Origin of the sequence: Achromobacter sp. ES-001, from assembly GCF_019448355.1 — a bacterium.
Classification (GTDB): Bacteria; Pseudomonadota; Gammaproteobacteria; order Burkholderiales; family Burkholderiaceae_B; genus Achromobacter; species Achromobacter spanius_B.
On record NZ_CP079940.1, the window covers coordinates 4,029,614 to 4,052,584 of the forward strand.

Annotated in this window: 22 protein-coding genes, 1 pseudogene and 1 riboswitch; of the genes and pseudogenes, 11 read left to right on the forward strand and 12 right to left on the reverse strand. The window is 66.1% G+C overall.

The window, feature by feature from the left end:
- Nucleotides 1–2: 2 nt before the first annotated feature.
- Nucleotides 3–1,850, reverse strand: a complete 1,848-nt coding sequence (locus KYT87_RS18045) for an ABC transporter ATP-binding protein/permease (RefSeq protein WP_219990511.1) — start codon at nucleotides 1,848–1,850, stop codon at nucleotides 3–5.
- Nucleotides 1,851–1,982: 132 nt separating this feature from the next.
- Nucleotides 1,983–2,870, reverse strand: a complete 888-nt coding sequence (locus KYT87_RS18050; RefSeq protein WP_046805359.1) for a LysR family transcriptional regulator — start codon at nucleotides 2,868–2,870, stop codon at nucleotides 1,983–1,985.
- Between the two features lie 116 nt (nucleotides 2,871–2,986).
- Between KYT87_RS18050 and KYT87_RS18055 the strand changes: the two genes are divergently transcribed.
- From KYT87_RS18055 to KYT87_RS18075, 5 genes are all read left to right on the forward strand, one after another.
- Nucleotides 2,987–3,889: an amidohydrolase gene (locus KYT87_RS18055; protein ID WP_219990512.1), complete on the forward strand. Its 903-nt coding sequence runs from the start codon at nucleotides 2,987–2,989 to the stop codon at nucleotides 3,887–3,889.
- Nucleotides 3,890–3,954: 65 nt separating this feature from the next.
- A complete protein-coding gene (locus tag KYT87_RS18060; RefSeq protein WP_219990513.1) occupies nucleotides 3,955–4,944 on the forward strand; it encodes a tripartite tricarboxylate transporter substrate binding protein in 990 nt (329 codons plus the stop codon).
- 285 nt (nucleotides 4,945–5,229) lie between these two features.
- On the forward strand, nucleotides 5,230–5,610 hold the full coding sequence (locus tag KYT87_RS18065) for an RNA-binding S4 domain-containing protein (RefSeq protein ID WP_046805362.1): 381 nt from the start codon (nucleotides 5,230–5,232) through the stop codon (nucleotides 5,608–5,610).
- Entirely contained in the window at nucleotides 5,610–5,972 is a 363-nt protein-coding gene (locus KYT87_RS18070) for a translation initiation factor Sui1 (protein WP_046805363.1), read from the forward strand. The genes KYT87_RS18065 and KYT87_RS18070 overlap by 1 nt, the downstream gene beginning before the upstream one ends.
- A gap of 15 nt (nucleotides 5,973–5,987) precedes the next feature.
- Entirely contained in the window at nucleotides 5,988–6,341 is a 354-nt protein-coding gene (locus KYT87_RS18075; protein WP_046805364.1) for a DOPA 4,5-dioxygenase family protein, read from the forward strand.
- Nucleotides 6,342–6,345: 4 nt separating this feature from the next.
- On the opposite strand, the gene ppk2 is transcribed toward KYT87_RS18075, so the two are convergent.
- Nucleotides 6,346–7,620 carry a polyphosphate kinase 2 gene (gene ppk2 / locus KYT87_RS18080; RefSeq protein ID WP_219990514.1) on the reverse strand — a complete coding sequence of 425 codons (1,275 nt, stop codon included), beginning with the start codon at nucleotides 7,618–7,620 and terminating at the stop codon, nucleotides 6,346–6,348.
- 230 nt (nucleotides 7,621–7,850) lie between these two features.
- On the opposite strand from ppk2, the gene KYT87_RS18085 reads away from it, so the two are divergent.
- Both KYT87_RS18085 and KYT87_RS18090 read left to right on the forward strand, forming a co-directional pair.
- On the forward strand, nucleotides 7,851–8,297 hold the full coding sequence (locus tag KYT87_RS18085) for a hypothetical protein (protein WP_104144346.1): 447 nt from the start codon (nucleotides 7,851–7,853) through the stop codon (nucleotides 8,295–8,297).
- A gap of 127 nt (nucleotides 8,298–8,424) precedes the next feature.
- The gene (locus KYT87_RS18090; protein ID WP_219990515.1) at nucleotides 8,425–9,240 is read left to right on the forward strand and encodes a hypothetical protein; all 816 of its coding nucleotides are present in this window, start codon (nucleotides 8,425–8,427) and stop codon (nucleotides 9,238–9,240) included.
- Nucleotides 9,241–9,530: 290 nt separating this feature from the next.
- On the opposite strand, the gene KYT87_RS18095 is transcribed toward KYT87_RS18090, so the two are convergent.
- The 5 genes from KYT87_RS18095 to KYT87_RS18115 all read right to left on the reverse strand — a co-directional run bounded on the left by KYT87_RS18095 (nucleotide 9,531) and on the right by KYT87_RS18115 (nucleotide 13,187).
- Nucleotides 9,531–9,734 carry a hypothetical protein gene (locus tag KYT87_RS18095; RefSeq protein ID WP_219990516.1) on the reverse strand — a complete coding sequence of 68 codons (204 nt, stop codon included), beginning with the start codon at nucleotides 9,732–9,734 and terminating at the stop codon, nucleotides 9,531–9,533.
- 154 nt (nucleotides 9,735–9,888) lie between these two features.
- Nucleotides 9,889–10,314, reverse strand: a complete 426-nt coding sequence (locus KYT87_RS18100; protein WP_223264877.1) for a CopD family protein — start codon at nucleotides 10,312–10,314, stop codon at nucleotides 9,889–9,891.
- Between the two features lie 8 nt (nucleotides 10,315–10,322).
- Nucleotides 10,323–10,520, reverse strand: coding sequence for a hypothetical protein (locus KYT87_RS18105; protein WP_219990517.1), 198 nt, complete (start codon nucleotides 10,518–10,520; stop codon nucleotides 10,323–10,325).
- Nucleotides 10,521–10,618: 98 nt separating this feature from the next.
- A complete protein-coding gene (locus tag KYT87_RS18110; protein WP_219990518.1) occupies nucleotides 10,619–11,704 on the reverse strand; it encodes a DUF2242 domain-containing protein in 1,086 nt (361 codons plus the stop codon).
- Between the two features lie 97 nt (nucleotides 11,705–11,801).
- Nucleotides 11,802–13,187 (reverse strand): MFS transporter, encoded by a 1,386-nt coding sequence (locus tag KYT87_RS18115; protein ID WP_104144342.1) that lies wholly within the window; start codon nucleotides 13,185–13,187, stop codon nucleotides 11,802–11,804.
- Between the two features lie 103 nt (nucleotides 13,188–13,290).
- Here KYT87_RS18115 and KYT87_RS18120 point away from each other — a divergent pair, with 103 nt between their 5' ends.
- The 3 genes from KYT87_RS18120 (at nucleotide 13,291) to KYT87_RS18130 (ending at nucleotide 16,548) form a co-directional block, all read left to right on the forward strand.
- Nucleotides 13,291–14,274, forward strand: a complete 984-nt coding sequence (locus KYT87_RS18120) for an AraC family transcriptional regulator (protein ID WP_046805372.1) — start codon at nucleotides 13,291–13,293, stop codon at nucleotides 14,272–14,274.
- 172 nt (nucleotides 14,275–14,446) lie between these two features.
- On the forward strand, nucleotides 14,447–15,544 hold the full coding sequence (locus tag KYT87_RS18125) for an NAD/NADP-dependent octopine/nopaline dehydrogenase family protein (protein ID WP_120156318.1): 1,098 nt from the start codon (nucleotides 14,447–14,449) through the stop codon (nucleotides 15,542–15,544).
- Nucleotides 15,538–16,548: a 3-hydroxybutyryl-CoA dehydrogenase gene (locus KYT87_RS18130; RefSeq protein WP_219990519.1), complete on the forward strand. Its 1,011-nt coding sequence runs from the start codon at nucleotides 15,538–15,540 to the stop codon at nucleotides 16,546–16,548. Before KYT87_RS18125 ends, KYT87_RS18130 begins: the two co-directional genes overlap by 7 nt.
- A gap of 152 nt (nucleotides 16,549–16,700) precedes the next feature.
- On the opposite strand, the pseudogene ampC reads toward KYT87_RS18130, so the two are convergent.
- Nucleotides 16,701–17,861 (reverse strand): annotated as a pseudogene (gene ampC / locus KYT87_RS18135) (class C beta-lactamase); the annotation flags it as partial.
- Between the two features lie 153 nt (nucleotides 17,862–18,014).
- A riboswitch (glycine riboswitch) is annotated at nucleotides 18,015–18,105 on the forward strand.
- A gap of 134 nt (nucleotides 18,106–18,239) precedes the next feature.
- Between ampC and KYT87_RS18140 the strand changes: the two are divergent.
- Nucleotides 18,240–19,487: a D-amino acid dehydrogenase gene (locus KYT87_RS18140; RefSeq protein ID WP_219990521.1), complete on the forward strand. Its 1,248-nt coding sequence runs from the start codon at nucleotides 18,240–18,242 to the stop codon at nucleotides 19,485–19,487.
- Here the strand turns inward: KYT87_RS18140 and KYT87_RS18145 are convergent.
- From KYT87_RS18145 to KYT87_RS18155, 3 genes are all read right to left on the reverse strand, one after another.
- Nucleotides 19,444–19,998 (reverse strand): M23 family metallopeptidase, encoded by a 555-nt coding sequence (locus KYT87_RS18145; protein WP_219990522.1) that lies wholly within the window; start codon nucleotides 19,996–19,998, stop codon nucleotides 19,444–19,446. The genes KYT87_RS18140 and KYT87_RS18145 overlap by 44 nt on opposite strands.
- A 148-nt stretch (nucleotides 19,999–20,146) precedes the next feature.
- Nucleotides 20,147–21,364 carry a beta-propeller fold lactonase family protein gene (locus tag KYT87_RS18150; RefSeq protein ID WP_219990523.1) on the reverse strand — a complete coding sequence of 406 codons (1,218 nt, stop codon included), beginning with the start codon at nucleotides 21,362–21,364 and terminating at the stop codon, nucleotides 20,147–20,149.
- Between the two features lie 28 nt (nucleotides 21,365–21,392).
- Nucleotides 21,393–22,913, reverse strand: a complete 1,521-nt coding sequence (locus KYT87_RS18155; RefSeq protein WP_219990524.1) for an FAD-binding oxidoreductase — start codon at nucleotides 22,911–22,913, stop codon at nucleotides 21,393–21,395.
- Nucleotides 22,914–22,971: the final 58 nt, after the last annotated feature.

The window sequence follows — 22,971 nt, forward strand, 5'->3', positions numbered from 1 at the left end:
CGTCACGCCGCCTCGCGCAGCGGCGCGCCCTGCGGCGGGCCATACGGGTCCATCGGCCCGATCGGTCCCATCGTCCAGCCGCCCGCGCCGTCCAGTTGCAGCCGGTGCGTGTGAAACGGGTCCAGCGTGCTGCGATGGCCCACGCTGACCAGCATGCAATCGGGCAAGGCGCTGCGCAGCAGGCTGTATAGCGAATGTTCCAGGCCTTCGTCGGTCGCCGATGTGGCTTCGTCCAGGAACACGATGGCCGGTCGATTGAACAGCACGCGGGCAAAGGCCACGCGCTGCTGCTCGCCAATCGACAAGATGCGTGACCAATCCGCAACCTCGTCCAGCCGTTGGCTCAAGTGGCCCAGGTTGACCTGATGCAGCGCGTGGGCCAGGCGCGCATCGTCTTGCGGCAGCGCGTGTCCGGGATACGCCACGGCGCTACGCAGATCGCCCAGCGGCAGATACGGCCGCTGCGACAGGAACAACGCCGACGCGCCTTCTGGCCGCCGCACCTGGCCCTGTGCATACGGCCACAAGCCCGCCAGCGCGCGCAGCAATGTCGTCTTGCCGCTGCCCGACGGCCCCTTGATCAGCAGGGTCTGGCCAGGCCGCAGGTGCAAGGTCAGCTCGCGCAGCAAGGTGCTGCCGTCCGGCCGCCTGACCGTGACGCCATCAATGTCCAGGCCGTTGGGCAAGGGTTCGGTATGCACCGTCGGCAGCGCGCGCGCCGCTTCGTTGGCATCCAGGAAGCCGTTCAGCCGGTCCAGGGTGGCGCGGTACTGCGCAAAGGTGTCGTACGACGTGCGAAAGAACGACAGCGCGTCCTGCACCTGCCCAAAGGCCTGTGACGTTTGAATCACATCACCCAGCTTGATGGCGCCGCTGAAGAAACGTGGCGCCTGCAAGATAAACGGAAACACCACGGCCACCTGGCTGACCGACAAGTTGAACCCGTCGAACTTCAAGCCTCGGTACACGCGCGCCCACAGGTTGACGATGTAGGCGGAAAACCGCTGCAACAGGTTCCTGCTTTCTACGGCTTCGCCTTGATAGAACGCGACGTTCTCGGCGTTTTCGCGCAGCCGCACCAGCGCATAGCGGAAATTGGCCGTCAATCTTTCAGACAGAAAATTCAGGCGGATCAGCGGGCGGCCGATCTTGAAGGCAAACCAGGTTGCGACAATTACGTACAGGAACACGACGAAGACCATAGCGCGCGGAATCTCCACGCCCGCCACCGTCAGCGGCCCGGACAGGCCCCACAAAATTCCCGTGAACGCCACCAGCGACACCATCGCGCTTAACGCGCCGATGGCCAGCGTGCGCGAGCCCGTCACGAACATGGCGATGTCTTGCTCGATGCGCTGGTCGGGGTTGTCGATCGGCTCTTCAACAAAGTGGCCTCGGTAGTACGCGCCCGCGCCCAGCCAGTCGCGCGTCAGCCGGTCGTTCAGCCAGACGCGCCAATGAATGTCGAAGGCCTGGCCGGCGTAGCTGTCCGCCAGCGAGCGCACCACGTGCACACAAGCCAATACCGAAAAGATGCCCAGGAAGCGCCAGAAGGCGCTTTGGTCTAGCGCTTGCAACGCGCTGTAGAAGCCGTTGTACCAAAACGAAAACAGCACCGTCATGCGCACGGCAGCCATCGCCAGCAGCAACAACAACGCCAGCATCAGCAGCGGCCGCCAACTGCGTCGAGGGGTCAGATACGGCCATGCCAGGCGCCAAAACTTGCGCCCCCAATCCGTTGTGCGTGCCAGCACGACGGACACGGCCACCAACACGACGGCCGTGATGCCAAACGCTTGCGCCAGCCAGATGGCGCTTTCCATCAACTGCTGCTGCCAGTTCAAATTCATTGGCGCACCCCATTCGAAACCGTTTCTGGTTAGACGGGACGCGTGCGCCGGGTTCCGCGAAAACTGCCGCTTTAAGCGTCGCTTAAGCGTTCTGGCCAGGCAATTGAAGGCGGGTTGAAAGATTGGCGCAAATCAGCCTCTGCCCAGGTCCAGATTGGCGAAGACGTCGGCCAGCGTGGGCACGGATCGGGCGGGCCAGATGGCGCTCAGGTCGAAGCTGGGCAGCGCCTGTCCGTCGCGCACTTCGCAAAAGCGGACGCCGCCGAAGTTCATGGTGCGAATCCAGCTGGGCAAGAGCGCCACCCCGCAGCCGCCCGCCACGCACGACAACACGGTCAGCGTGCGGTTGGCCTCTTGCGCGACCTGCACCGCATGCCCGCCCTTGCGCATCGCGTCCATGATGCCGGCATAGAACGCCGGCAATTGCGCTTGCGGATACATCACCAGACCGGCTTGTGCAATTTGCGCCATCGTCACCGTGCCATCGTCCGCCACGTCGAACTCGTCTGGCACCGCCGCCACCAGCCGGTCGCGCAACAGCTGGCGTTCACGCATGCGCCCGCCCACTGCGACCGGCGTGTGCATCAGGCCGATATCGATTTCGCCGGTTTGCAGCGCATCGGCCTGTTCGGCGTTGCTCATCTCGCGCAGGATCACCCGCACGCCGGGCGCCTGCCGACGCATTTCGCGTAGCGCGCGCGGCAGGGTGTCGAACAGCGCGGAGGACACCAGCCCCACCGTCAACTGCCCCGCGCTGCCGCGCCCGATCTCGCGCGCGCGATGCGCCGCTGCGTCGATGCGGGCCACGCTGATACGCACGTCCTCCAGGATGGCCAGCGCGGCGGGCGTGGGCGCGGCGCCCTGTCGCGAGCGGTCGAAAAGGCGCACGCCCAGGTCTTTTTCCATGCGGCCAAGCGCCTGGCTCAACGCCGGCTGCGCGATGCCCAGCCATTCCGACGCGCGGCTGACGCTGCCATGGTCCACCACCGCCAGAAAATAGCGCAGGTGTCGGGTTTCCATATTGATCCGATATATAAAAAGCGGTTTTAACCAATAGAAAACTATACCCGCGCTGCCTAGAATCCGCCTCATAGAACAGCGCGCGGCCACGCCGGCGCACAAAACAGGAGACCGCGTTGCCCTCGTCCCCCCTCGGCGTTGCCGTCGATACCCATGCCCATGTTTTCCGGCAAGGGCTGGCGCTGGCGGACGCCCGGCGCCACACGCCCGATTACGACGCCACGCTGGAGCAATACCTGGCGCTGCTAGACGCCCATGGATTGAGCCACGGCGTACTGGTGCAGCCCAGCTTCCTGGGCACCGACAACAGCCATCTGGTGCACGCATTGCGCGCGGCCCCGCAGCGCCTGCGTGGTGTCGCCGTCGTGTCGCCCGAGGTCACCGACGCACAGTTGCAGGCACTGGCCGACGCCGGTGTCGTGGGCATGCGGCTGAACCTCATCGGCCTGCCCTCGCCCGACCTGCAAGCCGCCGACTGGCAGGCTTTGCTGGCCCGGGTCAACGCGCTGGCCTGGCATGTTGAAGTGCACATGCAAGCCGGCAGGCTGCGCGAGGTGTTGCCTGCGCTGCTGGCCGCGGGTTGCCGCGTGGTTGTCGATCACTTCGGTCGGCCGGACCCGGCGCTGGGCGTGTCGGACCCGGGCTTTGCCTACCTGCTGCAACAGGCCGAAAGCGGGCAGGTATGGGTGAAGCTGTCGGCGCCGTACCGGAATTGGCCGGTGGCGGATAGCACTGACCGCAGCGATGCCACCGCGCCCACCGCCCCTACCTTTCGCCCCGGCATCCCCGATTACGGCGTTGCCGGCCGTCAGGCTGCCCAGCTTTTGCTGCGTGCCTATACGGCCAAGCGCCTGATGTGGGGCAGCGACTGGCCGCACACCGAACACCGCCACCTGGCGTCCTACCCGGCTGCGACGCAGTGGCTGGGCGGGTGGATCGACGATCCCGCGCAGCGACGCATCGTGCTGGCGGACACGCCGATGCAGCTATTCAACATCCAAAGCCAGAGCCAAGGCTAGACCCAAGGCCAGGCCCAAGGCCAGAACCAAAACCAAAACCAGATCCAACTCCCAGGAGACAAATCATGACCCCCTTCATCAAACGTCTGGCGCGTAGCAGCGCCATGCTGGCCGCCGCCGGCCTGCTGGCGGGTGCAGCCGCCACCGCGTCGGCCGCCTACCCCGAGCGCGCCGTCACGCTGGTGGTGACCTACCCGCCCGGCGGCACGGTGGACGTGGTGGCGCGGCTGATCGGCCCCAAGCTGGCCGCCGAACTTGGCCAACCCGTGGTCATCGAAAACCGCGGTGGCGCGGGCGGCATGATCGGCGGCGCGGTTGTCGCCAAGGCGCAGCCCGACGGCTACACGCTGATGCTGGACGCGTCCAACCACGCGCAGAATCCCGCGCTCCATTCCAAGATGCAGTTCGATACGCTAACCGCTTTCGCGCCCGTGTCGCTGCTGCTGCGCGTGCCCAACGTGCTGGTCGTCACGCCGTCGTACGAAGTGAAGTCGGTGGCCGACCTGATCAGGCTGGGGCAGCCCGGACAGAAAGAGCAGGTGTACTTCGCATCGGCCGGCCCGGGGTCGGCCCAGCACTTGGCCGGCGAACTGTTCAATCTGCTGGCCAAGACGCATTTGCAGCACGTGGCCTACAAGGGCGGCGGCCCGGCCATGATCGACGTCATGTCGGGCCAGGTGCCCGTCATGTTCGCCAGCATGGGCTCGGCCTGGCAGCACGTGAAAAACGGCAAGCTGCGCGCGGTAGCGGTCGGCGGGCTGGAGCGGTCCAAGACGGCACCCGACTTGCCCACCATCGCGGAATCCGGCGTGCCGGGCTACGAGACGTATGAATGGAACGCGGTGTTCGCCCCCGCCGGCACGCCGCCGGCCATCGTCGACAAGGTGTCGCAAGCGTTGGCCAAGGTGCTGCGCGACCCGGCGATTGCCGAGCAGCTTGCCGGCATCGGCGCGGAGCCCATTGGTTCGACGCCGGCCGAACTGGACACGTTCCGCCGCGCCGAAATCGCCAAGTGGCAGCGCGTGGTCAGCGAAGCAAATCTGAAACTGGATTGATGGCGGGGCGGGCCATCTTGCCCGCCCCATCGCTACATCGCCGCATCGCTACACCGCCGCATTGCTACACCGCTGCATCGCTACACCGCTGCACCGTTACATCGCTATACCGCCACACCGCTGCACCGCCACACCGCTGCGCCGCTACACCGCCACGCAGCAACACAGCAACGCACCCCAGCCGCCCAGCCCCCCAGCGCCCCATCTCCAAGGGGCGCTTTTTTTGCGCCGGCGTCCCGGCGCTATGATTGCGGCTTGGCTAGAACCCACGCAAAGAGCAGCAACATGGACAAGATTCGACTCGACAAATGGCTATGGGCCGCGCGCTTTTACAAGACGCGCAGCCTGGCCGTGCAAGAGATCGGCAAGGGTCGCGTCTTCGTGAACGACCAGGCCGCCAAACCGTCGCGCGAGGTCGCGCCCGGCGATCGCATCACGATCCGCAAGGAAGATCCGGCGCTACAGGTAAAGGTGGTTGCGGTCAGCGGGGTGCGCGGCCCCGCGCCCGTGGCGCGCCTGCTGTATGAGGAAACGCCGGACAGCATCGCCGCCCGCGAACGCGCGGCGGAAATGCGGCGGCTGGCGCCCGAGCCCGCGCTGGGTATCGAAACCGGTCGGCCCACCAAGCGTGACCGCCGCCTGATCGACCTGATGCGGGGCAAGTAATGAAGCGCGCAACCACCGGCGGGCTGGTCTATTCCACCGAAAGCGGTCGCATGTGCCCGCAGTGCCGCCAGCCGCTGGCGCAATGCCAATGCCAGGCGGCAGCGCGCGGCGCACCGGCGGGCGACGGCGTTGCCCGCGTATCACGCGAGACCAAGGGCCGGGGCGGCAAAAGCGTGACCGTGGTGCGGGGCCTGGCCCTGGACCCGATGGCGCTTGCCGTGCTGGGCAAGCAATTGCGCACGGCCTGCGGGTCGGGCGGCACGGTCAAGGACGGGGTGATCGAAGTGCAGGGCGACCACTGCGCACGCATCATCGAAGTGCTGACTACCAGCGGCCATCGCGCCAAGCGCGCCGGCGGCTGAATCAACGAGACAACCATGAACGATTTGGCAGTAAGCGGCGTGACCAGCTGGCACGCCCATGTGTACTTCGACGCGGCCAGCCGCGATGCCGCGTTTGCGTTGCGAGAGCGCGTGGTGGCGCAATTCGACGGCAAGATGGAAATGGGGCGCTTCCATGAGCGCCCCGTCGGCCCGCATCCGCAATGGAGCTATCAGATTGCCTTCGGCCCCGAGCAGTTGGCCGAGATCGCCACGTGGCTGACGTTGAACCACGGCGCGCTGGACGTTTTCATGCATCCGAACACAGGCGATTCGCTGCGCGACCACCGTGATTGCGCGGTGTGGATCGGCCATAGCCACACGTTGAACCTGGCCGCGCTGGGCGGCTGAACGCTTACAGCGCGCGGCCCACGATCAAGGGGTCCAGCGCCAGGCCCGGTTCGGCGCTTTTGCCTTCGTACGGCAGGCGGCTCAGCACGTAGCGCATGGCGTTCAGCCGCGCGCGCTTCTTGCAGTCCGACTTGACCACGATCCACGGCGCGTCCGCGGTATCGGTATGCGCGAACATTGCCTCTTTGGCGCGCGTGTAGTCGTCCCATTTGTCCAGCGACGCCAGATCCACGGGGCTTAATTTCCATTGCTTCAGCGGGTGCACCTTGCGTTGCAGGAAACGGCGGCGCTGCTCTTGCTGGCTGACCGAGAACCAGAATTTCACCAAGTGAATGCCGCTGGACACCAGGTGGCGTTCGAAGTCAGGCACCTGACGCAGGAAATCCAGGTATTCCTGCTGCGTGCAAAAGCCCATCACGCGCTCGACGCCCGCGCGGTTGTACCAGGACCGATCGAACATCACGATCTCGCCAGCCGTGGGCAGATGCTGCACGTAGCGCTGGAAATACCATTGGCCTTTTTCCGTGTCGGACGGTTTTTCCAGGGCCACCACGCGCGCGCCGCGCGGGTTCAAGTGTTCCATCATGCGTTTGATGGTGCCGCCCTTGCCCGCTGCATCGCGCCCTTCAAACAGAATCACCACGCGCTGGCCTGTGGCTTTGACCCAGGCTTGGAGCTTCAGCAGTTCGACCTGCAACTGGTATTTCTGCTTTTCATAATTGCGGCGCAGCATGCGGTTGCGATACGGATAGATGCCGTCGCGCCAGTCCGTCGCCAGCTCTTCGTCGGGGTTGCGGCGCACCGCCGGGCTCTGCGCGTTTGCCTCCAGCAAGGCGCGATGCACGGCGCGTGCATCGTCGGGCGACAGCTCTTCAATGACGGACCGCAGCGCCTCGTGCGCTTGCGCTTGGGGCACCACGTTGTAGCGCCGCGCGATGTCAGCCAACACCGACACCGCTTCCTGGCGCGCGGCGTCTTCGCGCGCCACGACTTTCTTGCGCGCCAGCAGGGTTTGCTCGGAGGGCTGCTTGGTGGCGGGGCCGGAGGCCGTCTTGGGGGTCGCCTTGGAAGTCGCCAGTGGAGCCGCTTTGGAAGTCGCCTTGGAAGTCGCCTGCGAAGTCGCCTGGGAAGTCCCTTTAGAAGCCCTCTTCGTCGCCGGGCCTGCCGCAGCCTTGGCGGTTCCGGCGCTTCGCTGGGCGGCGGGCGACGGGGTGCCGCGCTTGCGCGGTGTGGCGGCAACGTCTTGCTTAGGGGCTGCTTGCGGTGTCTTGTCTGTCATCGATCCTGTCCTTGCTGCGCTGGTCGTCTGCCCCACGCCGGTCGCCCCGTCACGGGGCGCCCATTCGGGCAAGGCGCCACCCTACCCGCTTGTAGACGGCATGGAATTGACGAGAATCAAACGTTGTAACATTTATTACATGGTCGCGCCCCGCTACACTCTGGCAAATCCCGCCCGCACGGCCCGCCAGCCTTTCTCCGATTCCCATCCCGTATCCCATCCCGATTCCCATGTGGTCAAGCATCAAGCGCTTTCTGTCCGGCCCGGCCCCCGTGGAAGACCCGTTCCGGCAGTCGGTCAGCTTTGACGACACCGGCTTCACCCGGCACTGCGAACTGGCGCGCGCAATCGGCCTGCAAGAGCACTGGGCCTGGGCTGACGTTCACGAATTCGGCTTTTCTTTTCGCCCGGCGATATACCCCGATCCCTGGTCCGGCGACTACATGGAAAGCCTTTGGTATCTATGGGTGCGTTGTGACGACGGCGACATGATGCGGGTGATCCTGGACGAGCGCCTGCTTGACGCCAAGCACTTGCCGCCCGCCCTGCTCCGCAACCTGCCGGGGCTGGACATGGGCGTGCTGCATGAAGGGCTGGCCACCGCCGCGCGCGGCGACCGCTACTTTGAAGGCGAAGGCGAATGGGCGGCGTGGCGGCGCAATGCCGCCGCGTCATAGCGCCCGGCGGGCGGCTTCGGCACGGTACTTGCGGTAGCTGCGGTCTCCGTTACGACTGCCGGCGCGCGTTGACGCGTGCCGGCCCGCTTACTACATTCATGCCCTATGACCCCAATCTTGGTGCGCCATGACTCCGCAGGAAGACACCCTTACGCTTTCCAGGCGCTTGCGCGTGCGTCGTGACGGCCGGCGCTTACTGGCGGGGGCCGCGCTGATTCTGCTGGCGCTGGGCTTGACCGTGGGCTGGAACCGGATGGGCGAGCGCGCGGAGGAAAAAGTCGCCACCGCTGAAATCCGCAAGGTGGCCGACACCCTGAACCAGATGGTGACGGGCGGCGACGGCGTGCCGGACAACCTGCCGTCCATCGACCCCACTCCCAAGGCGAAAGGCTTTTACGGGGAATTGGAACGCGCGATCAAGACAGTGGCCGGCGAACGCGTTGCGCAGCACAAGGCCTATCTGAATGAACTGAAAGACATCGGCATGCCTCGGCTGCTGGACGCGCATCGGCTGGCGCTGGACACCGGGCTGGTGGAAAGCCGCATGATTCTCGAGCTTGCCGAGCGGCTGGTGCCGAAGTACCGCGATCAGAGCATGCAGGTGCTGAAAGACATGCCCGACCTGATCCGGTCCCTGGCCATCCGCGAACCCGAAAAGCAGAAAATGATGGCGACGCTGACGTCTACGCTGGCGCGGCGCAGCGACAGCCTGGGCAAAGTCTGGTTGTTGGAAACGCGCATCCTGCAAGAGTTTGGCCAGATGATCACGCTGCTGGACGACAACCGTCAGTATTGGTACGCGGATCACGACGAACTGATGTTCGAACGCGACGATGATCTGAAACGCTTTTACGCGCACATGGCGGCCATCAACACCATGGCGACCGAACAGGAAAAGCTGGGCAAGCAGCAGCTGGCTAATTTGTTCTCGGCGCTGCCGTAGCGTTGCCGTTGAGTTCCCGTGGTGTTGTGCCTCGGTGTTGCCGTGGTGTTGCCGTGGTGTTGCCGTGGTGTTGCCGTGGAGTTGCCGTGGTGTTGTGCCTCGGTGTTGCCGTGTTGTTGCCGTGTTGTTGCCGTGGAGTTGCCGTGGAGTTGCCGTGGAGTTCCCGTGGAGTTGCCGTGGAGTTCCCGTGGAGTTGCCGTAGCGTTGCCTCGGTGTTGCCGTGGTGTTGCTGCGGTGTTGCTGCGGTGTTGCCGTAGCGCTGCCCGGCGCCGCCGCCCCGCAGCCGCCCTTCAGTGGCGGGAACGTGGGCGTGGGCGCGGGCGCTCGTTGTTGAAAGCGCTGGTGTCCGCCGGAAAATCGGGCCCATGAAACATCGAAGCGGCGTCCAGCGCGGCGCTAAGCAGCGCCTGGAACCAGCCGCGATGGCCGGGCCGGCGTGGCGACGCGTTGCCGCCTTCCCGGCGCGCGTCGGTCTGGACAGTGCGGGTGGTCATGATTGAATCGCCTTCGCGGTCTTGCGCGGATACGTCCGTGCAAAGCAAAGCACGCGCGGACAGGACAGACGATTCTAGGCAGCCGACCGCCGCCCGCCAACGACGACTTGGTTGAATCCTTATTACGAGCTTGGGGCGATACTGCCCGCGCGCGTCAGAACGGCTTGACCAGCACCAATGTCACGATGACGCCGCAGGCAATGACGGTGAACGGCGCGTAGAAGTCCACCATCGGCGGGCGTTTCAGCGTGCCGTTGGCCATGCGACGCAGCGACGCGCTTTGGATGCCAAGCAAGGCCGACAGCGCCAAGGCAAACCCCGCCTTGACCCAGATCCAGTTCATGGCGAACCAGCCGAACGTCATCGCCAGATGCAGGCCGATCAGCCAGGACACGACCATCGCGGGCGTCGTCACCCACAACGTCCAACGACGCAGCGCGCCAAGCATCTTGCGTTCCTTGGGCGCTTCATCGCCCTCTTGCGGCGCCGACGACAGCAGGAACAGCGAGACAAACAGCGAGCCCCCAAGCCAGGCCACCACGGCGGCCACGTGGGCCATTTTCAGCAGTTGATAAGTCATGGCGGGCATTATCGCCGGATGCGGCGGCGGGCAGTAGTCGGCTGCGGCGACAGGTCGGTCGCGCGGGATGACATGCCGGATGACGTGCCGGATGACGTGCCGGATGACGTGCCGGATGACTGGCCGGATGACTGGCCGGATGACATGCCGGATGACATGCCGGCGAGCAGGCCGGCTGACGTGCCGGAGGACAGGCCAGATGACATGTCGGATGGCACGCCGGATGACATGCCGCAGGGCAGGCCAGATGACATGCCGGAGGGCACGACCGAGTGCACGCCGGGTCCGGCGTGCGCGGCAGGGGTCAGTTGCCGGTGGCGGACGCCGACGCTGCGGGGCTGGCAGCGGCGCCGCTGACGGTAGAGGAGGCCCCCGCCGTGGTACCGGTGATCGCGGCCGTGGCCGGCCCTCCGGCGCCGGTCGCAGCGCCGGTCGCAGCGCTGGTCGTAGCGCTGGTCGTAGCGCCGTTCGCAGCGCCGTTCGCAGCGCCGGTCGCAGCGCCGGTCGTAGCAGCGGACGGGCTGACCGCCGACGGAGTCGAAATCGAGGCGCCCGGCCCCGGCAACGCCGGAGACGTGGCGGGCGTGGTGGGCGGGGTGCCGGTTTGGGTATTGCCCGGCGTCGATGACGGCGCGGCGTGCGGCGCGTCCGCGGCGGGCTTTTGCGTGGTCGTGTCACCGGCCTTATCACTGCCCTTGTCGCTGCCGGCGCCCGGCCCCGGCGGCCCGTTCGCCGCAGCGGGATTCAGGGTATCGGCGGGCGCGTCCGGGGACACGACGGGATCGGCGGGCGGTGCCGGCGGCTTGGCTTGCGACGCGCGGGCGCGGGGGCTAGGGGGCACGTGCGGGGCGGCGGCGGCTTCCGCGTCGGGCAGGAAGCGCTGCAACAGCTGGAAAAAGCCTTCGTAGAATTTCGGACGCGACACCGTCTGGCTAGCCGTCTTGACCAGCGAGTCGTCGCTGGAGCCGAATGGCATCGACACCTGGCCCAGTACGCTGACGCCCACGCTGGCCGAGCTGGAAGTGCGCTTGATCGAATAGCGGTCTTGCACCGCGTTGGCAAACACCGTGGCGCGCTGGTTGGCGCTGCCGTCCGAGGCGCAGTCGATATTGAAATTGATCTGCGTGTGCAGCCCGTCTTCGCCCTGGAAGTTCTTGTGCCCGGACACGCGGGCCGCGTCGAAGCGGTCGATGTTGTAGCCCTGGCTCAGCAAGGCGCGGCGGCCCGCATCGCAAGCGGTGGTGCTGGCCGTGGGGAAGGTGCGCGAGAACACATCATTCTGTGCGAAGTCTTCCCGTTCGTAGGCCGGCTTGGGTGAACTGCATCCCGCAAGGATCGCCGTCAGGCAGACAAACAGGGCAACGGGCAGACGACGGGTAACGCAAGGCATGAGGGGGGTCCGGCTTTAGGCGTAAAGCGGGCATTATCGGCCAGGAAGGGGGCGGCTGGCGAATCTCGCCTGCCCGGCGTGATCCCTTGAAACAGTTTTAACGGGGCCGGGGCGACAGCACAGTTCCGACCCCGTTTTCCGCGCGCCCTTCCTCTTGCCCCAGGCTGCGCCGATAGCTGGCGCAACCCGCCGCCAGCAGCAACACGCACAGCACCGTGGCCACGCCGATCAGCAGCGATAAGGACTGCCCGACCGCCGCCGGATTCTTGAACAGACGATCGGTCAACAAAGCCACCGCCGTCGTCCCCAGCCCCAGGCCGATCAAATTGGAGATCAACAGGAACAGCGCCGACACCTGCGCGCGGATCTGGTTGGGCGGCAATATCTGCATGGCCGCCGTGGACGTCGGCATGGGAAAGGACGCAAAGAACATCGCGGGCAGCAACAGCGCCACCGACGCCGCCAAGCTGTCCACCTGCGTGAACGCCACGGCGGGCAGCGCCATGCCGACCGCCCCGATCACGCCCGCCCGCAACGGCGCATCGCGATAGCCGCGCTTGGCCAGCGCGTCCATCAGCCAGCCGCCGCAAAAAACGCCCGCCGTATTGGCCACCAGCACCACCACACCCAGCATGTACCCCACATCCACCGGCGACATGCCGAACTTGCGCATGTAGAAAGCGGGCGTCCAACCCAACAGGGCAAACAGCACCATGGCATAGAACGAAAAGCCCAGGTAGTGGCAAAAGAACGTGCGGCGATGGCGGCCCAGGAAGCGAAACGTGTCGCCCACCGTGGGCTTGTGCGCGTGGCCGTCTGCGCTACGGCGCAAGCCCAGGCGCTGCGGATCGCGCACCGTCAGCAGGATAAGCAGCGCCACCAGCAGGCCCGGCAGGCCCACGATGAAAAACGTGACCTGCCACGGCCGCATTGCGCCGACCCACGGCACCACCACGCTGTCCACGCTTTTAAGCAGGTTGATGACATAGCCGCCGATCAAAAACGCCATGCCGCCACCAATGAACGAGCCGATCGAATAGATGCCGACGGCGCGGCCCAGCTTGTCGCGCGGAAACATATCGCTAAGCATGGAATACGTGGCGGGTGACAAGGCGGCCTCGCCCACGCCCACCCCGATGCGCGCCAGGAACATGTGCGCAAAGCTGCGCGACAGGCCACAGGCGGCGGTGGCCAAGCTCCAGAACGCCACGCCGATGGCAATGATTTTCGGGCGCGAATAGCGGTCGGCCAACAAGGCGATGGGGATGCCCATGACGGCGTAGAACAGCGAGAACGCCAAGCCGTGCAGCAGGCTGAACTGCGTGTCGGACAGTTGCAGATCGTGCTTGATGGGTTCGATCATCAGCGCCAGGATCTGTCTGTCGACGAAGGAAAATATGTACGCTAGCATGCATATCACGACGACGTACCACTCGTAGGCGTAGCTTCGTTTCGTCAGTGGCGGCAGCGTCGCGTCAGTCATGTTTTTCCCTTGTTTTCCTTAGTCTTGTCCATCGTTTGTAGGTCTTTGCGCAGCGGGACTCTATACGCCGCGCGCAACGACTATTCCCACCGCGCAGGAAAGCATGTTCAACGACACCTATCCGCTGAACCGCCATTGCTTGCTGGACTCGGGCAACGCCGCCGAGGTCAAGGACCAGGTCAGCCAGCACCTCTGGTCGCACCGCATGTGCGTGGCTCAGGGCAAACCCTTGCAATCGCGGCTGTATGGCGTGTTCTTCGGCAACGCGGCGCTGTTTGACCTGCACTACGGCGCCGAAGTCGAAATCGACGCGGGCGACATCTCCAGCTACTACCTGATCCGCATCACGCTGCAAGGCTCGGGCCTGGTCACGCTGGGCAAGCGCAGTGCGTCCATGCAAGCGGGCAGCCTCACCATTTCGTCGCCGTCCGAACCCAGCGTGATCAGCATCGGCCGCGACTGCCGCAACCTGATCCTGCGTGTCGAGCGGCAAGCGCTGGAACATCAATTGCAACGCCTGCTGGACCGCCCCATCAAGCACGCGCTGGTGTTCGACCTGGAAGCGCCGCCCGATTCCCCCGGCCTTGCCGCCGTGCGCGAAACACTGGACTACCTATGCCGCCTTTATCAGCACCCCGCCATTGACGGCGTCACGCAGACGCTTGCGGCCGGCTTTTCCGACTACCTGCTGGCGCTGCTGCTGACCCAACTGCCGCACAACTATTCCGACGCGTTGCGCGCCGACCACCGCCAGCCCCTGCCCCAGCACGTGCGGGCCGCGCGCGACTACATCGAAAGCCATGTCGACGAAGCGATTTCATTGGCGGACCTGGCGGCGCACTGCGGCGTGTCGGTGCGAACGCTGCAAAACGGCTTCACCCAGTTTCTCAAGCAAAGCCCCAGCGACTACGTGCGCAACCACCGCCTGGCCCTGGTGCACGCCGCGCTGGAACAGGCGCGCGGCGGCGACAGCGTGACCGATATCCTGCTGCGCCACGGCGTCAGCAGCTTCGGCCATTTCGCCACGCATTACCGCAAGCGTTACGGCTGCCTGCCGTCGGACACGCTGCGTCGGCCTCGCCCCTGACGCGCCGTCGCACTCCCTGGCCGGCACTGGCGTTGTCCCCTGCGCGCGCGGCCGCGACACGCTGCCTGCGCTGCCCAAATCCCTTGCCGGATCGGAACGGCGCTTGCGCGTTTGGCGCAGCCCAGGCGCCACGCCGCCGCTAGGATCAAGCCTTCAAAGAAGGAGCTTGATCATGCGAATCAGCGTAATTGGCGGCGGCCACGGCTGCTACGCGGCCGCGGCCGAACTTGCCGAAAACGGACACGAGGTGTGCTGGTGGCGCCGCGACGACGCCGCGTTCGACGGTTTGCGACAGGCTGGCGCGCTGACTGTCACCGACTATCGCGGCACGCGCCAGGTTCCGTTGGGCCAGGGTCCCGGCCACCTGGCGCTGCAAGGCTCGCTGAAGGCCGCGCTGACTGACGCGCGGGTGGTCGTCATCCCCCTGCCCTCGACCACGCACGATGCGCTGGCGCCCATGCTGGCCCCGCTGTTGCAGGACGGGCAGGTGGTGTTCCTGCCGCCCGGCACCTTTGGCAGCTACCTGTTTGCGCGCGCGCAGCGGGACGCCGGCAATACCGCCCGCGTGGCCTTTGCCGAGACGGGCACCCTGCCCTACCTGGCGCGCAAGCACGGCAACACGGTCGTCATCAGCGGCTACGCCACGCGCTTGCCCACCGGCGTGTTCCCCAGCCGGCTGACCGACGACGCGCTGGCGTTGCTGGGTCAGGTCTACCCCAGCATCGAGCCCATCGAAGACGGATTGGCGGGCGCCTTGATGAACGCCGGCCCCATCATCCATCCGCCGCTCATCATGATGAACGCGGGCCCCCTGGAGCATTTCGATAAGTGGGACATCCACAACGAAGGCACCCAGCCATCAATCCGCCGCGTTACCGACGCGCTGGACGCCGAACGCATCGCCATCCGCGAGGCGCTGGGCTATGCCGCGCCGCACTTTCCGCTGGCCGACCACTACGCCACGGAGGGCGATGAATGGATGTACGGCCGTGGCGCGCACGGCAAGCTGACCGACAGTGGCGACTGGCGTGAAGCCATCGACCTGCACACGCACCGCTACATGCTTGAGGACACGCGGCTGGGCCTGTCCTTGCTGGTGTCCACGGGGCGCTGGGCGGGCGTGCCGACGCCGGTGGCGCAAGGCTTGCTAAGCATTGCCGGCGCCATCACCGGCCGCGATCTTTACGCCGAGGGCCGCACGCTGGAAAGTCTCGGCCTGGAGCGCCTGTCGCGCGCCGGCATGGCGGAATTGCTGGAACAAGGATGCTGACCATGGAAGACAGAATCTGCGTGATCGGCGCCGGGCGCATGGGGGAAGGCATCACGCTGTCGTACATCCACGCGGGACGCGCCGTGACACTGGTCGACATCAAGCCCAGGACTCAGGCGGAACAAGCCGATCACCACGCGCGCGTGCTGGCGAACCTGCGGCGCGAATTGGGCACGCTAAGCCGGCTTGGCCTGCTGGACGACCAGCAGGCCGAGACCGCCATGCAGCGCGTGCGCCTGTGCGGCCGCGACGACGCCGTGGCCGACCTGCAACGCGCGCGCATCGTCTTCGAAGCCGTGCCGGAACGCCTGGACGCCAAGCGCGACACCTTCGCCTGGCTGGGCCGCGTGTGCGCGCCGGACACCGTGATTGCGTCAACCACGTCCACGTTGCTGGTGACCGAGCTGGCCGAATTGATGCCAGGCCCCGAGCGTTTTTTGAACGCGCACTGGCTCAACCCCGCCAATCTGATACCGCTGGTCGAAGTCAGCGCCGGGCCTCGCACCGCCGACGCCGCCCTGCAAGCGTTGCTGGCCGTGCTGCGCCAAGCCGGCAAGACGCCCGTGCAATGCGCGCCCACGGCGGGCTACATCGTGCCACGCATCCAGGCCCTGGCCATGAACGAGGCCGCGCGCATGGTCGAGGAAGGCGTGGCCAGCGCCGAAGATATCGACACCGCCGTGCGCCTGGGATTCGGCTTGCGGTTTTCGGTGCTGGGCCTGTTGGAGTTCATCGACTGGGGCGGCGGCGACATCCTGTACTACGCATCGCGCTACCTTGAAGCCCAGATCGGCCCACGCTTTGCATCGCCCGACGTCATCGCCAAAAACATGGAGCAAGGCCGCAACGGCTTGCGCGATGGCAAGGGCTTCTACGACTACGCCGGCCTGGACGTGGACGCCTACAAGATGCAGCGCCTGGGACAGCTGTGCAAAAGGCTGGAGGTCATGGGGCTATTGCCGCGTTTTGATGGCGCCCACACGGCGGCGGGTACGGAAGCTTGACGGCTGACAGGGGCCGGCCACGGCCTTCGGCCGGCCACCGCCTTCTGCCTGTTTCAGTTCGCTTGCGCGCGGGCTTCGGGTTGCGTTTCCGGGGCCGATCCCGAATCCGTTCCCGTTCCCGTATCCGTTCTTGCTCCCGCCGCCGTTTCCCCTTCAAGAATGCGATACGCCAGCCGCACGCGGGCGTCGTTCGGAATGTTCCGATTCGCCAGGATCACCACGCCGATTTTCCTGGCCGGCACAAACGCCACGTAGGCGCCAAAGCCATTGGTGGAACCCGTCTTGTTGATCCACACATCGGCACGCGGGGGCTGCGGCGGGGTCAGGGCCTTGGCCGGGTGGCTCTGGCTGTTCAACGTGCCGGCGTTGGCCGCCAACAGCGCTTTGAGCGTCACCGGATACGCCAGTTGTTCCCAGGCCAGGTCCTGCGTCATTCCACCCACGTCGTAGTAGCCCACATGCGTATCGGCCAAGGCCTTGGACAGCACGGCGTCGTTGACGACGGCCTTGGCGATCTTCGCATCCCGGGCGGCCTTGGCGCTGAATTCCGCGGGCGCTGACGCCACGCCCATGTTCGCGTCCACGAAGCGGATCAGGTCGCTGGCGCTGGTCTTGACGCCGTAGGCTTCGTCGGCCAGCACGCCCGGGTTCACACGCACCGGCGCGTTCTGTTTGTTGTAGCCCTGCGCGTAGTCGCCCATCCTGGCGGCGGGCACGTGGATATAGGTGTTGGTCAGGCCCAGTTTGGGCAACAGCGTCTTCTCCATGGCCTGCGCATAGGGCTGGCCCAGGCTCTTGGCCGCCACCACGCCCAGCATGCCGATGCTGGGGTTGGCATACGTGCGGTAGGTGCCCGGTGCATAGCGCGGCGTCCACGCCGACAGGTAGGCCATCAGCTGGGCATCGTCGCCCACCGTGTCCGGCACTTGCAGCGGGAAGCCGCCGCCCGTGTGCGTGCCCAGGTGGATCAGGTTCAGCTTGCCGAATTCCGTGCCTTGCAAGGCAGGCACGAAGCGCGCCGGGCTGTCGGTCAGCGACAGCTTGCCCAGCGCCTGGGCGTAGGTCGCGAGCGTCGCGGTAAAGGTCTTGCTGATCGAGCCCAGTTCAAACAGCGTGTCGCGGCTGACGGGCGCATGCGTTTGCAGCGAGGCCACCCCATAGCTGCGAAATTCATGCCGCCCTTCGCGCGTGACGGCGATGGCCAGGCCCGCCACGTCGTACTCGCGCATTACCGCATGCACGGCGTCGTCGATGTCGGCGCCGGGGGCCACCGGCTCGGCCGCGGCCAACGAAACCAGGGCGCCGCCGGCCATCACGGCCAGGGTTTGCAAAACAGTGCGTCGCGCGGCGCGAAAACTCATTCCTATCGTCCTATTCGGTTCACGCCGGCCCAACGGCGCACGCGACATAGTACTAACCCTGAAGCAAATGCGACATGAACTTAGCTATTCTCTACCCCGTCGATTCAAAACCGCGCAGAAGAGACCGGCCCTGGCGGCCGGCGCCGACGGAGCAACCGCCCCGGAAACTCTCAGGCAACAGGACTGCGCGCGTATAGACAATCTGGAGAGAGGCGCCGTGCGCGCCCACCGAAGGGGAACCCGCCGCCCGCGCGGGTGAAACTCTCAGGTACCAAAGACAGATGGGGTGCCGCGTCCACATTGGTCGCGGCCACCCTGTCTGGAGCCACCATGCCCCGCATCGCCATCATTGGCGCCGGTATCACCGGCGTCACGTCCGCCTATGCCCTGTCGAACCTGGGATACGCGGTCACCGTCTACGACCGCCAACGCTATCCCGCCATGGAAACGTCCTATGCCAACGGCGGCCAGCTATCCGCCAGCAACGCCGAAGTCTGGAACAGCACGGCCACGATCATCAAAGGGCTACGCTGGATGCTGCGCAAAAACGCGCCGCTGTTGCTGAACCCCCGCTTCAGCTGGCACAAGTATTCGTGGCTGGCGCAGTTCATGGCGCAAATTCCCAACTACCGCGACAACACCATCGCCACCACGCGCATGGCCATCGAAGCGCGCCGGCATCTATTCGACATGGCCGAGGCGGAAGGCATCGACTTCGACCTGGAGCGCCGGGGCATCCTGCACATCTACCACGACGCCGACAGCTTCAAGGCCGCGCATCGCGCCAACGCGCTGCTGCAAGCCGGCGGCCTGGACCGCTACGCAGTCACCGCCGACGAAGCGCGCGCCATCGAACCCGCCATGCAAACCGGATGCCACGGCGGTTTCTACACGCCATCGGACGCCACCGGCGACATCCACAAGTTCACGCGCGGTCTGGCCCAGGCATGCGAACGCCGGGGCGTCACGTTCGTGCACGATGCCGACATCGACAACATCCAACGCCACGACCGCCCTTACGTGCTGGACATCCGCCGCGACGGCGGCACCCAGCGCGAACGGCACGAAGCGGACGCCATCGTCGTGTGCGCGGGCGCGGCCAGCAGAAAGTTCGCCCGCCTGCTGGGAGATTCCATCAACATCTATCCGGTCAAGGGCTATTCGATCAGCGTGCACCTGGACGACGCCGACAGCCAGGGCGCCGCGCCCCGCGTCAGCCTGCTGGACGAAGCCGCGAAGATCGTCACCAGCCGCCTGGGCGACCGCTTTCGCGTGGCGGGTACGGCGGAATTCAACGGCTTCAACATGGACATCCGTGCCGAACGCGTGCAGCCGCTGATCGACTGGACGCGTAAACACTTCCCCAACATCAACACCACGCGCGTCGTGCCGTGGTGCGGCCTGCGCCCCATGACCCCCAACATGATGCCGCGCGTGGGGCCGGGCAAACGCCCGGGCGTGTTCTACAACACGGGGCACGGACACCTGGGGTGGACCTTGTCAGCCGCGACGGCGCAGGTGCTGGCGCAAAGCGTCAGGGCGGCGTTGCCGGCGCCACCAACAGCGTATAGGGGTTGATCGCGCCGCCGTCGTAGATGCCGTAATGCAAATGCGGCGGCGTGCCTCGCGCGTTGCCGGTGTTGCCGACGTAGCCCAGCACGTCTCCGGGGGCCACCAGCTGCCCCCGTTCAATGTCGGCGTAGCCATCCAGGTGCGCGTAGTAATGGCGCTGGCGTCCGGGCCCGAGCACCCACACGACCTGGCCGCCCAGCTTGTTCGTGCCAACCTGCATGACCACGCCTTCCGTGGTGGACAGCACAGGCGTGCCGCGCGCGGCAAAGATGTCGATGCCTTCGTGTTGGCGGCCGCCGGACCGGGCCGCGCCCCAAGTGTCGGTCAAGCGTCTGGCGGACACGCCCTGTACCGGCACGGGCAAGGATGACGGGGCTTCTTGCCAGGCCAGCCGGGCCATATGCCACGGTGCGCGTGCGGCGTCGGGCAGGCGGGGCCACGCCCACGCAGCAAGCCAGACAAATAAGCCCAGGATGACGAGGCGCCAGAGGAAGCGCAATACAGGATTAACGGTCATGCAAGGTTCGACGGCGGGCTGGCCGAGGGGTTCCCGAGGGGTTCCCGACGGGGTTCCCGAGTGGCTTCAAAGGGGCTTCAAAGGGGCTTCAAAGGGCTTCAGAGGGGCCTGTTGCGCCGGCTATCAAGATCGCCCGCGGTTGCCCCGCCTATGCAAACACCAGGCATACCGGTGTTGGCGTCTGGGCCGCCACGTCCATGTCGCTTAGCTGCCCTGTTGCCGCATCGATGCGCAGGCGCAGGATGGAGTCGCCCTTTTGGTTCAGCGCGTACAGGCTGCCGCCGTCTGGCGCCAGGGTAAGTGCGCGGGGGAAGCGCAGGCCCTCGGTCCAGGTTTGTACGCGGCGTAATGCGCCATCCTTGGCGATGGCGAAGGCGGCGATGCTGTCGGCTTGCGGGTGGTCGTTGTCGACGCGGCGGGTAGAGGCGTACAAGAAGCGGCCGGACGGGTGGACAAGCAACGCCGCCGCGTTGCCCGCGCCGGTGAATCCGGGCGGTGTGGCGGGGACCAGGTGGCGCTGCGCCAGCACCCGGCCGGCGTGGGCGTCGTAGCCGAAGCACGCGATTGAGGCGTCAAGTTCGTTCAAGACGTATAACAGCGCGCCATCGGGGTGCAGCGCAAGATGGCGTGGCCCGCTGCCCGCAGACAGCGTCGTGCGCTCGGACAGCGACAGCTTGCCATCCTTGAACGTGAACAGATTGATGCGATCGCTGCCCAGATCGGTGGCCAGGACGCGCTGGCCGGTGGAGTCGAACAGCACCATGTGCGGATGCGCGGATTGCTGTTCGGGGCGCGGCCCCGAGCCGGTTTCCTTGACGATGCCCGACACTTCACCCAACGCGCCGTCGGCCTGGACGGGCAACACGTTATACGTGCCGCCCCCGTATTGCGCCGTGACCAGGTAGCGGCCGTCTGGCGATACGGCAAGGAACGCGGGCGCGGTGCTGGATAGCGACAGGGGCTGCCGGTTCAGGAAGTGCAGGCTGCCGTCAGCCGGGTCGATCGCATAGGATTCGGCGGTGCCTCGGGCCAGGCCTTCCCATTGATCGATCTCGTTGATGGCGTAGAGAAAGCGCTGCGTGGGGTGCACGGCCAGGTAGGACGGGTTGTCGCTTTCTATCACCTGGATCAGATGCCAGCCGCCCTGCGGACGCAGGGCATAGGCGTGTATGCCGCGCGATGGCGGCCCGCCGGCCGTGCCCCCGGGCGCATCGCGGGTATAGGTGCCCACATAGGCGTAGCGGGGGTCGGCGCGCGCGGTCGCGGCGCCCATGGCCGACAGCCAGGGGCCTGCCGCGCCGGCCGCGGACAAGCTTCCGGCGAACTGGATGAAGGATCGGCGGGGTGCGCTGGATAGGGAATTCATGGCGAAGTCCGGCAAGGCGGGCGGCGCGTCATGACGGGCGCACCGACATCGCGTGGTGAAAAACGTTGTTGGGATCGTAGCGGCGCTTGACCTCTTGCAGGAAAGGATAAAGCCCGCCGTCGCCGTAGTACAACCGTGGCCAGAAGGGGTACGCCAGCATGTCGCTGTCGGGGTAGTTGATGTAGCACCCTTCGTAGCGGTCGCCGGGAAACGGGGTGCCGGCGTGGTCGGGCCGGGCTGCCGGGTCGGCATATACGTCGCGATAGAAATCCGCCATCCAGCGTACGTGCAGGGCGTCGTGGTCGGCGTGCGTCCAGTACGTTTGGTATTGCAGCTTCATGATCGACGCCCGCTGGTGCACGGCGGTGTCGCGCAGGCGATCCGGCTGGTTGACGGCGCCCCCGTACGAATCCACCTGCAACAGCGATTGGCGCAGGTCGGCGCCGGGGACATCGCGCGTCAGGTGGGCATGGATACGCGCGGCTTCGTGCGCCGTGAAATTGCGCTTCATGTAGGCGGATTTGTATTTGCCGCGCTGATTCGGCCCCGAGCCGTTAAGCGTTTGCGTGGCCACCAGCCAGTCATGGCGAATGACCGTGTGCGGTTCGCTGCAAAGCAGGTCGCCGCCCGCGCGCGGACGTGGCAAGCCGGGCGTGGTGGCGCGCGCGGCCACCGGTGCGCAAGGCCGAAAGCGATCCAGGAAATCTTGCAGCACGGTCAGGTCCTGGCAGGTGCCGTCGGGGTTGCAGAACTGCACGATCATGACAATCTGCCCGGCGGAGCGATGCGTCAGTTTCAGCAGCGAGAACATGCCCCAGGTATCGGCGTCGCGGCCGCGCGTGTTCCAGTAGCTGCCGTAGATATCCAGCAACTGCGCAAAGCGCCCGGGCGTCATGCCCGCCCAGTCGAATGCGACGGTGGCGATGGCCACTTCGCGCGGGGCGCGGGGCAAGGCGGCAAAGCCATAGCTGGTGATCACGCCGAAATTGCCGCCACCACCGCCCCGGCATGCGCGGAACAGGTCGGCGTCTTGGGTGGCGCTGGCGGTGCGTGGCACGACATTGCCGTGGGCGTCCACGGTCAGGATGTCGACCGCGCTTAACCAGTCGCAAGCCAGCCCTTGCAGGCGCGACAGCAGCCCATACCCGCCGCCGCTGATATGGCCGCCCGCGCCAACCGAGTAGCACGACCCGCCGGGTAGCGACACGCCGTGACGCTTGTAGAGATCTTGATCGCCATTCCAGTTTTGCGAACCGGCCGCCACACGCAGCAGGCCATCCGAGGACGGCACGCGGTCGAGCAGGCTGAGGTCCAGGATGACGCCGCCGGGATTGTTGGAGACAAAGTCTTCGTAGCAATGGCCGCCGCTGCGTATCGTGGGGCGCTTGCCCTCGGCAACGATACGGCCCAGCGCTGCCGCCGCCTGGGCCGGGGTTTCGCATAGTTCGATGCGCGTGGCCGCATGGCTGGGCCGCGCGGGCCACCGTAGGTTGAAGCCCTTTTTTAAGGTCTTGTAGCGGGGATCGCCTGGCGTCACGCTGATGCTCATCTTGACTCGCCCTCCGGGCCTGGGGTCAGGCCGCGACGTGTCAAGGATAGGCCGGTGG

Coding starts and splice junctions, on each gene's coding strand:
- KYT87_RS18045 (WP_219990511.1), bottom strand. CDS start 1,850: ATGAATTTGAACTGGCAGCAGCAGTTGATGGAAAGCGCCATCTGGCTG.
- KYT87_RS18050 (WP_046805359.1), bottom strand. CDS start 2,870: ATGGAAACCCGACACCTGCGCTATTTTCTGGCGGTGGTGGACCATGGC.
- KYT87_RS18060 (WP_219990513.1), top strand. CDS start 3,955: ATGACCCCCTTCATCAAACGTCTGGCGCGTAGCAGCGCCATGCTGGCC.
- KYT87_RS18065 (WP_046805362.1), top strand. CDS start 5,230: ATGGACAAGATTCGACTCGACAAATGGCTATGGGCCGCGCGCTTTTAC.
- KYT87_RS18070 (WP_046805363.1), top strand. CDS start 5,610: ATGAAGCGCGCAACCACCGGCGGGCTGGTCTATTCCACCGAAAGCGGT.
- KYT87_RS18075 (WP_046805364.1), top strand. CDS start 5,988: ATGAACGATTTGGCAGTAAGCGGCGTGACCAGCTGGCACGCCCATGTG.
- ppk2 (WP_219990514.1), bottom strand. CDS start 7,620: ATGACAGACAAGACACCGCAAGCAGCCCCTAAGCAAGACGTTGCCGCC.
- KYT87_RS18085 (WP_104144346.1), top strand. CDS start 7,851: ATGTGGTCAAGCATCAAGCGCTTTCTGTCCGGCCCGGCCCCCGTGGAA.
- KYT87_RS18090 (WP_219990515.1), top strand. CDS start 8,425: ATGACTCCGCAGGAAGACACCCTTACGCTTTCCAGGCGCTTGCGCGTG.
- KYT87_RS18095 (WP_219990516.1), bottom strand. CDS start 9,734: ATGACCACCCGCACTGTCCAGACCGACGCGCGCCGGGAAGGCGGCAAC.
- KYT87_RS18100 (WP_223264877.1), bottom strand. CDS start 10,314: ATGACTTATCAACTGCTGAAAATGGCCCACGTGGCCGCCGTGGTGGCC.
- KYT87_RS18105 (WP_219990517.1), bottom strand. CDS start 10,520: ATGTCATCTGGCCTGTCCTCCGGCACGTCAGCCGGCCTGCTCGCCGGC.
- KYT87_RS18110 (WP_219990518.1), bottom strand. CDS start 11,704: ATGCCTTGCGTTACCCGTCGTCTGCCCGTTGCCCTGTTTGTCTGCCTG.
- KYT87_RS18115 (WP_104144342.1), bottom strand. CDS start 13,187: ATGACTGACGCGACGCTGCCGCCACTGACGAAACGAAGCTACGCCTAC.
- KYT87_RS18120 (WP_046805372.1), top strand. CDS start 13,291: ATGTTCAACGACACCTATCCGCTGAACCGCCATTGCTTGCTGGACTCG.
- KYT87_RS18125 (WP_120156318.1), top strand. CDS start 14,447: ATGCGAATCAGCGTAATTGGCGGCGGCCACGGCTGCTACGCGGCCGCG.
- KYT87_RS18130 (WP_219990519.1), top strand. CDS start 15,538: ATGCTGACCATGGAAGACAGAATCTGCGTGATCGGCGCCGGGCGCATG.
- KYT87_RS18140 (WP_219990521.1), top strand. CDS start 18,240: ATGCCCCGCATCGCCATCATTGGCGCCGGTATCACCGGCGTCACGTCC.
- KYT87_RS18145 (WP_219990522.1), bottom strand. CDS start 19,998: ATGACCGTTAATCCTGTATTGCGCTTCCTCTGGCGCCTCGTCATCCTG.
- KYT87_RS18150 (WP_219990523.1), bottom strand. CDS start 21,364: ATGAATTCCCTATCCAGCGCACCCCGCCGATCCTTCATCCAGTTCGCC.
- KYT87_RS18155 (WP_219990524.1), bottom strand. CDS start 22,913: ATGAGCATCAGCGTGACGCCAGGCGATCCCCGCTACAAGACCTTAAAA.